Raw genomic sequence first — 11,646 nt, forward strand, 5'->3', positions numbered from 1 at the left:
AGCAATTTCATTGGATCGTACGTAGGAAAAACACTTACATTGGCCCGCGCCCTTACCACTGGTAACAAAAAAAGGCGCGTAGTGTAGAGGAATACCGGCTTAAAAGCCAGAAAATGGCCGGTTTGGCCGGTTTTCAGGTTAAAATAGCAAAAAGTTACTTTCTTAGCGTTCTACGATTCGAGACACCCAATACTTGGGTTTGCGCGAGTGGTGCGCCACGGCAAAAACTACAATGCCTTCATTATCGGGCCGATAGACAACAGAGAATGGGAATTTCTGAGCAAACACTCGCTTGGTATTCATTGGGGCTGGCGAACCAGCCTCCGGAAAAGTTACAGCTCTGACTGTGGCTTCTTCGATATCAAGAACAAAGGCAGCTCCCAACCCAGGCTTTTGTTCGTTGTAATAAAGCACTTCCTGCAGGAACTCACGCCTTGCCGGCGCTATAAACTTTACCCGCATCACCTGATCATACGTTTTGCTTCAGCAAAGACGTCTTCAGCTGCATAGACCGGCATTTCTCCTTGATCATAAGCAGCAATACGTTCAGCAATCTCTCGCTCCCAAGCCGCCTCTACATCTGTCAGCGCCGGGTTCAATGACTCGAGCATCACTTCCGCTAATTTCGCACGGTCCTCCGTGCTTAACCCCAGTGCTTGCTCTTCAATCTGTTTAAGTGAAGTTTGCATGAAAACCTCCTGCCTGATGCGTTAATCTTACACCATTTCAGCACAATGTTGAGTGCTCATCAGAGTAAGCTGACCATTTTTTCTTCCAAACTGGCAGCTACATTCTTACTGCATATAAGGCTTACGTAGGCAAATCCATAACTGGCTCTTTCTTTTTACAACAACTGGCCCTACCGCCATCCTGGCATCAATGCAAAAGTAAATCGCCTGCTTTTATACAGGACAGCTTTTATGCAATGCCGCTTGCTTTCCATTGGCCTGTTTAGCCTTGCCACTATTTATTACTACGACTATGGCGACCATGTCGAACCATCCGATGTAAATATCGTCAATAACGGCGATCCCAATTGCGACTACGATTGCCTGAATGGGAGCGGTCAGGTCAATCGCAGTGCGCTGGGCTATAGCCAGCTGATGAGCACAGCCCAGGGGCAACTGGTCAACTACAGCCATTACGCGGTGCCGGCCCAAGCCGCCAACCCGGAGCATCAGTTCCGTGGCACCCTGAGCCTGACCATCACGCCCGGCGTATTCAGCGAACAAGGCACCAATCTGGCCAGTGCCTATACCTCACCGGATACCCTGCCGGCCTTTGAGTTCGAGTTTGTGCAAAAAGGCACTCATTTTCTGCCGGTACAACGTCAGTTGATCCAAAGTGGTCACCCATCCTGGGATTACATTCTGTTGCCTGGCCGGGTTTGGCAGGAAGCTGGCGATCAGGGCTACAGCCGGGTGGCACTGCCTTTTGCGTTGCAGGAAGTCAATGCCAACTGCATTCACAATGGTGTCATGACCTTCTTGTTTAAGGCAGATGGCTCTGTGTCCAATCTGGCCTATCAAATAGCGCAGGAAACCTGCCAGTACTTTAAATTCAACCTGCACGGCAAGCTAAGTGCCAGCTACCAGCCCCATGCCATTGCGGATGAAGCCAACATCGTGCAGAACTATTTGCAGGAGCAAGCCCAGCGCATTGTGCAAAAGCCACTGGCTGAGCTGGCCAGCGATTACCCGGCGGCCAATCTGCACCTGGCAACCATCGGTAGCGAGCAAAGCAGCCAGCACCGCACCGCCTATGGCGTCTATTACCAGGGCGTGCACTATCAGGGCGCCTGCGCCACCCGCCAGGGCAATTACCCCTATTGCAGCGTGATGGCACTGCCCTCTTATTCTACCGCCAAGTCGGTGGTGGCGGGTTTTGGCCTGATGCGTTTGGAGCAAAAGTACGGCGGCTCGGCCAAAGCACTAGCCATCAGTTCGCTGGTACCCCAATGTCCGGGCAGTCGCTGGAGCGATGTGAGCCTGGAGCTAGCGCTGGATATGGCCACCGGCAACTACGACTCGGCTGGCGATTCCGTCGATGAAGGCGCTAATAAAACCATTCAGGAGTTCTTTTTAACGGCAAGCCATGCCGATAAAATCCAGCATGCCTGCGCTTACCCCCGTAAGGCCGCGCCGGGCAGTCTGTTTGTTTACCACAGCTCGGATACCTACATTTTAAGTGCTGCGATGCAGCAGTACTACCGGCAAATGGCCGGCGAAAACGCCGATTACTACCGGGATCTGCTGGTGGAAGAAATCTGGAAGCCGCTGGCACTGAGCCCACTGAGTTATGAATCCAGACGCAGTTACGACAGCGTAGCACTGCCCTGGGCTGGTTTTGGCCTGAGTTTACTCAGCGACGATTTGCTGAAGCTCGGCCGCTTTGCCTTGCTGCAACAGGGGCAGTTGCAGGGACAGCAACTGCTGCACCCTGGCATGCTACAGGGTGCCCTGCAGCAAGGCAGCAATGGTGGCCTGAACACCGGCAGTACCAGCAGCCGTTACCGGCTGGGTTTCTGGGCCTATGATCTGAGTGCTTCACAAATAGTACAGTGCCAGAATCCAAGCTGGGTGCCTTATATGTCTGGCTTTGGTGGCATCGGCGTGGTGCTGCTGCCTAATGGCATGATTTATTACTACGTCAGTGACAATCAGGAGTATGGTTTTACCCAGACGGTGAACGAACTGGCCAAGATAGCGCCCGTGTGCCAGTAAGTATGAAGGGACTGGTGCCAGCCCCAAAACTGGCACCATCATTTGACGAAAACTGGCTCTGTGCTGTGACAAAAAAGCTGGTAGGCTAAAAACTCACTTAACCACCACAGGTGCCTTATGACCGATAGCAGCCATGCTTTACCCACTTCAGACCGGCTTAGCGTCTGGCAACGCTGGCCTAAGGTAGAAAGCCACGGCATGGCCGCCCGGGTACTGCTGGCTTTTTTGGCTACGGCAGGCCTGTTTTACGTCAATATCATGCCGGCTTTGGTCTCTGGCCTGATTGATGGCCTGGGTTTTAGCCATCGTCAGGCGGGTTTGATCGCTTCCAGCAACATTTATGGGGCTGCGATAGGTGCTCTGGTTGCTGTGTTTATTGTGAAATCCTGGCGCTGGAAGCCAGTCTGTACGGCCTTGTTGCTGACACTTATTAGCCTCGATTTTTTATCGATGTGGATCCAGCATCCCTGGGTGATGCTGGCACTGCGTGGTGTGCATGGCTGCATCGGTGGTCTTTTGGTCGGTATTGCTTTTGCAGTGATAGCCCGCACCGAGCAGGTGCATAAAACCTTTGGCATGTTGCTGTTAGTCCAGTTTGGTCTGGGTGGCCTGGGTGTCATGGTGTTGCCCCCCATGGTTCCTGTTGTTGGCGCCTGGATCCTTTTCCTTGCTCTGATTCTGTTCAGTACCACGGCTTTGCTGATGCTGCCGTTTTTACAAGATTACCCGGTCAGTCAAAGCAGCAAGCAGGCGAGCACCAGCGCTATTCGTCGCAAACCCTTGCTGGCTTCCATTTTAGCGGTGTTTCTATTCCAGGCTGCTAATATGGGGCTCTATGCCTACATCATTGATTTGGGCGAACAAGCCGGCCTTAGCATGACTACCATAGCCCCCGCGCTTGGGGTTTCGGCCTGGCTTGGTATCCTCGGCTCCGGCCTGGTGATTCTGTTCTCCACCCGCTTTGGCCGCATGCTACCATTGTTTTGCGGCATCCTGATCACCGCCATTGCCACCTTTGCACTGCACTTCAGTGCCCTGGCCTGGGTGTTCTGGCTGGCCAATATAGCGGTTGGCATCACCTGGGCCTTTAGCATTGCCTACCTGCTGGGGATCTGTGCCGAATTCGACAAAGCTGGCCAAATGGCGGCGCTGGGTGGTTTTGCCTCCAAAATGGGGCTGGCTTCAGGTCCGCTGATTGCTGCCCTGTTGCTTGGCAACACCCAATACCCATTGCTGATTAATGTGGCGGTGGTGATGCTGATTGCCGCGGCTCTGGTGACTTTGTATCCGGCTCGCTTGTTGGATCGGGCTGAATAATCCAGGCTTGCAGTTGCCAATACAGCACCGTATGCTGATTGCCACTGCAGTATAACCATGACTAGAAGCTATGCAGCACTTGTTTGTTTTAGAGCCGGATGGCAGCTCCAACCTGCAACAGCAACTGATCCAAAAGCTGATTCAAACCATTTTAAATGGCTACTTTGGCTGTGGCAGCAAAATGCCCTCCTCACGCAAACTGGCCGAACAACTGGGTATTGCCCGCAATACAGTGGTGCATGCCTATCAACAGCTGATCGATGAAGGCTATCTAATCAGCAAAGAGCGCAGTGGTATCTATGTCAACGAGCAGCTGTTTGAACTGCATGCCACGACTGAGACAGCCAACAAGCCTGCGGTCTCAGACTCCAGCCTGAATTGGGCACAGCGCCTGCCGAAATTAACACTGGAAAGCAGCCCGCCGCCCTATCCGGATAATTGGCAGCACTACCCCTATCCTTTTATTAATGGCCAGTTTGATCCCTCGCTGTTCCCGGTCAATCAATGGCGGGAATGCTCCAAGCTCAGCTTAAATGTCGGTGAAATCAAATCCTGGGCCTCCGACAGCGGCCATCAAGACGATCAACTGCTTACCGAGGAAATCCGCACCAAGGTGCTGCCCCGCCGTGGTATTCAGGCCAACAGCAATGAAATCCTGGTCACGCTCGGCTCGCAACAGGCACTCTATCTGCTGGCCAGATTGCTGCTTAATCACCAAACTTTGCTGGCGATGGAAGAACCTGGCTATCAGGGCATGCGCCAACTGGCCCAACTGAATTTCAGCCCACTGCATTTTGTCGAAGTTCAAGAAGATGGCATCCATGTGGATGCGATACCGCCCCACGCCGATCTGGTGTATGTCACTCCAAGCCACCAGATGCCAACAGCAGTGACTATGTCGATGGCAAAACGCCAGGCCTTGTTGCAACGAGCCGGGCAAGACGATTTTTTAATCATAGAAGACGATTACGAGTGCGAAACCAATTTTATCAGCCAGCCTCACCCGGCCATTAAAAGCCTGGATACCCAGGGGCGAGTGCTCTATGTGTCCAGCTTTTCCAAAGCACTGGCACCAGGCCTGCGACTCGGTTTTCTGGTGGCGCCGGCCGAGGTGATCCGCAAAGCCCGCCGTTTACGCTCCTTGATGCTGCGCCACCCACCGGCCAATAACCAGCGCATTATGGGGCTGTTCTTGTCGCTCGGTTACTACGATCAGACCATGCGCCGGCTGAACCAGGAACTGGCAGAGCGCTGGCTACAAATGCGTGAAGCGCTGAATCATTATTTATCCACCGCCATTGTCACCTCGCGCACTGTCGGTGGCAGCACCTGCTGGATCCAGGGGCCAGAGCAACTAAACAGCGAACGCTTTGCTGCAGAGGCTGCCAAAGCCGGTATTTTAATTGAGCCAGTCAGTCGTTTTTATGGTGGCAAAAACAAACCTATGCACTATATCCGGCTGGGGGTCAGCAGCATTCCCAGCCATAAAATCCGCGATGGTGTCGAGCAACTGGCCAGGCTCATGTGGCGCTGGCAACAGGATGAGCAAGCCGAAGAAAGCGCAGAACCCTGTTTTGGTGAGCGGCTGACCGGTCAGGCACTGCGGGATTTTGTCAGCCGCTGTGAGTTTATCGGCCGCACTGTGTTTGGCGATCCTTACCGCATCCGCTTGCATGCCGATGGCAGCATGCAGGGTTTTGAAGGCTACCATGATGAAAAGCAGGACAGTGGCAAATGGTGGCTGGAAGGCGATCACTGGTACCGGCAGTGGCAGCATTGGTCCTATGGCGAAGTGCTGGGGTTTGAACTCTACACCGATGGCAACCGCATCAACTGGGTACGCCAGCAAAAACGGGTCGACTCGGCTTTTTTTGTGCTGCACCCCTCCGCAGCACGGGAATAAAGCATCCATCTGGCTCCATCAATCGTCGGCATCTGGCCCTACCCCTACGCCTGCAGCTTTCCTATGCTGACAACAGAACCCAACTGCCCCGGTATAGACCGGGCTTTGACCGGAGTCTGTAGATGACCACTTTTACCCTGGCTGGATTGCAACTGGCCCTGACGCCCGGCACAGACAACTTCCCGCTGATACGCGAGCAGGTACTGGCCACCAAACGACGTTACCCTAACCTGGATATGATCCTGCTGCCCGAGCTGTGCACCTTTGGCCCGGCACCGCGCTTTGCCGAGCCGCTGCCAGGACCCGCTGAACAGCGTTACAGTCAGCTGGCTATCGAAGCAGGCGTCTGGTTGTGCAATGGCTCCTTGTTTGAACGGGAGGGTGATCAGATCTACAACACCAGCTCCGTTATAGCGCCCAACGGCAGCGTGCACTGCCGCTACCGCAAGATGTATCCGTTTTTACCCTATGAAGTCGGCGTGACTGCCGGCACTGAGTTTACCGTGTTCGACATTCCGGACGTTGGCCGTTTCGGGCTCTCTATCTGCTACGACATGTGGTTTCCGGAAAGTATCCGGGCGCTGGTGTGGCAGGGCGCTGAAGTCATCCTGCACCCAACCCTGACCAACACCATCGACCGCAATGTCGAGCTCGCCATCGCCCGCGCCAATGCCTGCACCAATCAGTGTTACCTGATTGATATCAATGCCTCTGGCACCATGGGCGTCGGCCAGTCCATCATTGCCGGCCCAGGCGGAGAAGTGATTCATCAAGCCTGTGTGCATCACGAGGCCATCGTGGTGGAGCTGGATCTCGCCTATTTGCGCCGGACGCGGCGACAAGGCTGGCACAGCCTGGGCCAGCCACTGAAAAGCTTTCGCGATCACCCACTGCCCTTTCCTCAGTACCAACCGGGGGCGCGATCTGAAGCACTGGACCAGCTCGGTGCGCTGGAAAAACCAGCCAGTAGAAACTGGACCCATGGATCCTTCTGAACTGGCGCTTACATCAATACCAAGCCTGCATTAGGGTTAACTGACTAAAAAAAAAGCAATGGGGAACCAACATGAACGCTCGCACAACAGGACAAACCGGTATGGCTACCATCTTTCGTAAAGCACCACTGGCGCTGGCTGTCAGCTCCGCTTTGCTGTTGCCGATGACAGCAATCGCTGAAGAAGAGCAGCAAAGCCGTGCCGAGTGGCAGGTGGAACGTATTACCGTTACCGCCAGCCGTCGGCCACAAATGGCCGAGGAAATCCCATACAACATCTCGGTGATCAGTGGCCAGCAACTGGAAGAGCGCCATATTATCGACTCGGTGGATATGATGCGGGAAATGGCTGGCATTACCGTGGTTGATCGCGGCTACCGCAACTCCGGTGTCATTAACAACATCGTGATCCGTGGCATGAATGTCGACTCAGCCGGTAATGGCGATTTTGCGCTAAACGCAGTGCCGACCGTGTCTACCTATGTCAACGAAACCCCACTGTTTGCCAACTTTATTCTTAAAGACATCGATGCGGTTGAAGTGCTGCGTGGTCCGCAAGGTACCCTGTATGGCTCAGGCTCGCTGGCCGGCACAGTTCGTTACCGGATGAACCGGCCTGATCTGTTGGATACCGAAGGCAAGGTATCGGCCAGCCTCAGCCAAAGCAAAGGTTCGGGCGGCTTTAATAAAAACCTGGATCTGCTGCTCAATCTGCCACTCAGTGAACAGTTCGCAGTCCGGGGCTATCTGGGCCGGATTGATAACGACGGCCTGGTCGATTACCCCAATGTCTATCAGCTGAATGCTCAGGGCGCTCCGGTCGCTGCTGGCGGTGATATTGCCAACGGTGGCCCGGTCTTTCGCTCGGTGAAAGATGCCGATACCGTTGAAATCGATTATGGTCGGCTGGCACTGCTCTGGCAACCGAGCGACAACTTCAACGCTTTACTGTCCTATCAGTTCCAACAAGACAAAATCGGTGGCCGCCGTCAGGTGACCCGTGGTACCAACTGGGTAACCGGCAGCGAACAAGGCTACCGTGACTATGAAAATGGCGCCATTCAACTGGAACCGAGTGAGCGGGATGTTGATGCGCTGGCGCTGGAACTGGAGTGGGATCTGGGCTTTGCCACCATGACTTCCAGCACCTCCAGTTACGATCATAAAGGCAGCTCTAGCAGCGACAACACCGGCTTTTACGCTCAGAACAACTGGTTTGCCTGGTACTATGGCGGCTCACCACGGCCGATGGCATCGGCAGAGCGCTTTTATCAGGACAAGGGCTTTGCGCAGGAAGTCCGGCTGGTTTCCAATGGCGAGCGTCAGCTGGATTGGATCCTGGGTGCCTTTTATCTGGATCAGGACACCCGCTCCGGTCAGGATAGTTTTATGCCGGGCTTTAGCGAATGGGCCCGTGCCAGTGGCTTCGACGAGACATTAGCCAGCTGGGGCGGCGTGCTCGGCGATCAGGATTTTCTGTACCGCGACAGCCGCAATGTGCGTGATACCTCCGTCTTTGGTGAACTAACCTGGCACCTGAGTGATGCCTTTCGGGCAACGGTTGGCCTGCGCTACTTTCACAACAAAATCCGTAACGATACTTTGATTGAACTGCCGATTTACCCGGGCCCGGCCGTGATGGCATCCGATTTTAGCGACAACGGCACCTTGTTTAAACTAAACCTGGCCTACGACTGGAGCGAGCACAGCATGCTGTACGCCACCGTTTCCGAAGGCTACCGTCGTGGCGGTACCACCGCCGTGCCGGTGAGCGGCACTTTTGCCGAAAATCCGGCTTACCTGAACTACAATGCCGACTCAGTGGTGAACTACGAAGTGGGCATCAAAGGCATGGTCGGCCAGCACTTTTACGCCGCTTCTTTGTTTTACACCGACTGGGATGATCCGCAGCTCAACATCAGCACGCCCAACTGGGGGTTCTTTGCTGCAGTCAATGGCGAATCGGCCCGCACCCAAGGCTTGGAATTGGAGCTACGCGGTTATTTGAGCTCCAGCCTAAGTTACAATCTGGGCTATTCGTACGTCGATGCCAAGCTCACCGCCGATTTGGTCGCCCCATCCGGTACCGCAGCCAGCCCGGGCAGGTTTACCCATTCGCGTAAAGGCGAGCAACTGCCCAGTACCGCGAAAAACACCTTCAGCGGCAGCTTAAGCCACAGTTACGATATTTCGGCCCGTTACTACCTGGTCACCACTGCCGGGCTTTATTATCAATCCAGCTCACGCAATGCCCTTGGCAGCAACCCAAATTTCGACATTGACTTGCCGTCGTTCTGGCTGGCGAACCTCAGCACCAGTCTGTATGGCGAGCAGTGGCAATTTGCGCTCTACCTGCGCAACATCTTTAACGAAGATGGCGTCACCGGTGTCTTGTCGGAAGGCTACATGGGGACCGAGCCGGGGCAAAACTTCCTCGGCAATGGCTCGAAAGACTACATCACCCAGCCCCGTACCTTAGGGATCTCAGTAACCTACCGCTTCTAGGCTGACGCAGGGTTGCATCCAAAGTGCAACCCTGCTTAGATAGCAGCAGAACCCATGGCTGGATAACCGATGCCCCTCTTCGATCAAAAACTTGAGCAAAAGCCTGATCAAAAGTCCGATATCCATCCATCGCTGAAGCCATTCTGGCAGGCACTGCAGCAGCAGGATCTGGCCAGAGCCAAAAGCCTGCTGCAACAGCTGTTGCAGGCGTTTCCCGAGCACAGTCTGTGCTGGCTGGCCGCCAGCCATTTTGCCGAACAAAGCCAGCAAGCGGTCAAAGCACTGGAGTTTGCACGGCGTGCCCAGGCGCTGGCACCAGAGACTTTTTCCGTGCGGTTGCGCCTGCTGGAGTGTTTACTGCTCTGTCAGCAAAGCGCAGCAGCTCAGACTCTGGCAAGCGAGTTGATCAGCTCAGCGCCCGATGAAGCCCTGACACTGAGCCGGCTGGCGCTGCAACTTAGTCAGCTGCAGCAGTACGACACCGCCGCCAGGCTGTATCAGCGCGCTTTGCAGCTGCAACCGGATAACGCCACCCTGCACTTTAACTACGCGACTATGCTGCGAATTTGTGGTGAGCTGGCTCAGGCCGAGCAGCATGTCCTATCTGCCTTACAGCTGGCCCCCGGCGATGCCGAAGCCTGGCATTTTCTAGCCGGCCTGCGCAAACAAACCCCGGACAGCAACCATGCCAGCGCCATTAGGGCACAACTGGCGCGGCCGGATCTGAGCCCAAAAGATCAGGTGCAGCTTTACTATGCGCTGGCCAAAACCCTGGAAGATCTGCAGCACTACCAGGCATCGTTTCAAGCACTTAGCCAGGGTGCCCGCATCCGGCGCCAGCATCTGCACTATCAGCTGGAACAGGATCTGGCTGTGATGGATGCCATTGCCGACACCTTTGATGCCAGCCTGATGCAACAAGCAGCCCCAGGTTGCGCCAGTGCCGAGCCCATTTTTATTTTGGGGCTGCCAAGAGCAGGCTCTACCTTACTGGAGCGCTTTTTAGGCTGCTCGCCACAGGTACAACTGGCCGGTGAACTGAATAACTTCGCTCAGTGCCTGCAGCAGGCCATCCGGCAGCTTCATCCCGCTCGGCCGGCTATGGAAAAAATGGATAAAGTCGCCATGGTGCGGCAAAGTGCCGGGGTGAACTGGCAACAACTAGGGCAAGCTTACCTCGATAGCACCCGGCCGCTCACCGGGCAAAAGCCTCATTTTGTCGATAAACTGCCGCTGAATTTTTTGTATCTGGGGTTGATTGCACTGGCTTTGCCAAAGGCAAAAATTATTCATATCCAGCGTGATCCGATGGATCATGCCTATGCTATTTACAAACATTTGTTTGCCAACGCCTACCCATTTTCCTACGATTTGACCGAGCTGGGCCGCTACATGCAGGGGTATCAGCAACTGATGCAGCACTGGCAGCAGTTGTTACCAGGCCGTATTCATCAGGTGCAGTACGAACAGCTGGTTCGCCAGCCCGAGCAAGTGGTCCCGGCACTGTTCACTTTTTGCGAACTGCCCTGGCAGGATGATTACCTGAACTTTCATCAACTCAATCAGCAAGCCAGTGCCACCGGCAGTGCCAGCCAGATACGGCAACCTGTTTATCAGTCGTCGCTGCAGCGCTGGCGGCATTTTAGCAACGAACTGGCACCACTGCGGCCCTGGCTGCAGACAGACTCAACAACAGACTGACCACAGCCTTGCCAAGCGGCATTAGCGCTGGCTGAGCAATGAGTGCAGCAACACCTCCAGCTTTTCCAGCCCTTCATGCATCACCTCAAACTCAATGGTCAGGGGTGGCAGGAACCGGATCACATTGCCGTAAAAACCACAGGCCAGCAGGATCAAACCGTGTTGCTCTGCCGCCTTGATAATGCTTTGCGTCAGCTCCGGATTGGGCTGATTGGGGTCCCCGTCTTTTACCAGCTCCATCGCAATCATGGCGCCTTGCTGGCGAATATCACCAATTAAAGCTGGAAACTGACGTTGCAGGCTGTGCAAACTTTCGGCAAATGCAGCGCCGATGGCGCGACTACGCTCAACCAGATTCTCCTGCTCCAACACATCCAGCACGGCCAGGGCCGCAGCGCAGCCGACCGGCGAGCCACCATAGGTCCCGCCAAGACCACCCGGCAGTGGCGCGTCCATAATCTCGGCCTTGCCTACCACAGCCGCAATGGGGAAGCCTCCGGCTA

9 protein-coding genes are annotated in these 11,646 nt (G+C 54.8%); 6 read left to right on the top strand and 3 right to left on the bottom strand.

The window, feature by feature from the left end:
• Positions 1-162: 162 nt before the first annotated feature.
• Together JJU14_RS15385 and JJU14_RS15390 are read right to left on the bottom strand one after the other, a co-directional pair.
• Entirely contained in the window at positions 163-462 is a 300-nt protein-coding gene (locus JJU14_RS15385; protein WP_228614603.1) for a type II toxin-antitoxin system RelE/ParE family toxin, read from the bottom strand.
• Positions 462-689, bottom strand: a complete 228-nt coding sequence (locus JJU14_RS15390) for an addiction module protein (RefSeq protein ID WP_228614604.1) — start codon at positions 687-689, stop codon at positions 462-464. Before JJU14_RS15390 ends, JJU14_RS15385 begins: the two co-directional genes overlap by 1 nt.
• A gap of 231 nt (positions 690-920) precedes the next feature.
• Here JJU14_RS15390 and JJU14_RS15395 point away from each other — a divergent pair, with 231 nt between their 5' ends.
• The 6 genes from JJU14_RS15395 (at position 921) to JJU14_RS15420 (ending at position 11,143) form a co-directional block, all read left to right on the top strand.
• Entirely contained in the window at positions 921-2,723 is a 1,803-nt protein-coding gene (locus JJU14_RS15395) for a hypothetical protein (protein WP_228614605.1), read from the top strand.
• Positions 2,724-2,840: 117 nt separating this feature from the next.
• Positions 2,841-4,040, top strand: coding sequence for an MFS transporter (locus JJU14_RS15400; protein ID WP_228614606.1), 1,200 nt, complete (start codon positions 2,841-2,843; stop codon positions 4,038-4,040).
• Between the two features lie 70 nt (positions 4,041-4,110).
• Complete coding sequence (locus JJU14_RS15405; protein WP_228614607.1) at positions 4,111-5,943, top strand: PLP-dependent aminotransferase family protein; 1,833 nt, start codon at positions 4,111-4,113, stop codon at positions 5,941-5,943.
• Between the two features lie 122 nt (positions 5,944-6,065).
• The gene (locus JJU14_RS15410) at positions 6,066-6,938 is read left to right on the top strand and encodes a carbon-nitrogen hydrolase family protein (protein WP_228614608.1); all 873 of its coding nucleotides are present in this window, start codon (positions 6,066-6,068) and stop codon (positions 6,936-6,938) included.
• 71 nt (positions 6,939-7,009) lie between these two features.
• Positions 7,010-9,442 carry a TonB-dependent receptor gene (locus JJU14_RS15415; RefSeq protein WP_228614609.1) on the top strand — a complete coding sequence of 811 codons (2,433 nt, stop codon included), beginning with the start codon at positions 7,010-7,012 and terminating at the stop codon, positions 9,440-9,442.
• A gap of 69 nt (positions 9,443-9,511) precedes the next feature.
• Complete coding sequence (locus JJU14_RS15420) at positions 9,512-11,143, top strand: tetratricopeptide repeat-containing sulfotransferase family protein (protein ID WP_228614610.1); 1,632 nt, start codon at positions 9,512-9,514, stop codon at positions 11,141-11,143.
• 21 nt (positions 11,144-11,164) lie between these two features.
• Here JJU14_RS15420 and JJU14_RS15425 read toward each other — a convergent pair.
• Positions 11,165-11,646, bottom strand: a 482-nt coding sequence (locus JJU14_RS15425) for an aminotransferase class III-fold pyridoxal phosphate-dependent enzyme (RefSeq protein WP_228614611.1), incomplete at its 5' end; no start/stop codon positions are given.

The organism is Alkalimonas sp., from assembly GCF_020831925.1.
Lineage (GTDB): Bacteria > Pseudomonadota > Gammaproteobacteria > Enterobacterales > Alteromonadaceae > Alkalimonas.

Bases quoted from the DNA above. Each gene is read 5' to 3' on its own strand.
- JJU14_RS15385 (WP_228614603.1), bottom strand. From the start codon at position 462: ATGCGGGTAAAGTTTATAGCGCCGGCAAGGCGTGAGTTCCTGCAGGAA.
- JJU14_RS15390 (WP_228614604.1), bottom strand. From the start codon at position 689: ATGCAAACTTCACTTAAACAGATTGAAGAGCAAGCACTGGGGTTAAGC.
- JJU14_RS15395 (WP_228614605.1), top strand. From the start codon at position 921: ATGCAATGCCGCTTGCTTTCCATTGGCCTGTTTAGCCTTGCCACTATT.
- JJU14_RS15400 (WP_228614606.1), top strand. From the start codon at position 2,841: ATGACCGATAGCAGCCATGCTTTACCCACTTCAGACCGGCTTAGCGTC.
- JJU14_RS15405 (WP_228614607.1), top strand. From the start codon at position 4,111: ATGCAGCACTTGTTTGTTTTAGAGCCGGATGGCAGCTCCAACCTGCAA.
- JJU14_RS15410 (WP_228614608.1), top strand. From the start codon at position 6,066: ATGACCACTTTTACCCTGGCTGGATTGCAACTGGCCCTGACGCCCGGC.
- JJU14_RS15415 (WP_228614609.1), top strand. From the start codon at position 7,010: ATGAACGCTCGCACAACAGGACAAACCGGTATGGCTACCATCTTTCGT.
- JJU14_RS15420 (WP_228614610.1), top strand. From the start codon at position 9,512: ATGCCCCTCTTCGATCAAAAACTTGAGCAAAAGCCTGATCAAAAGTCC.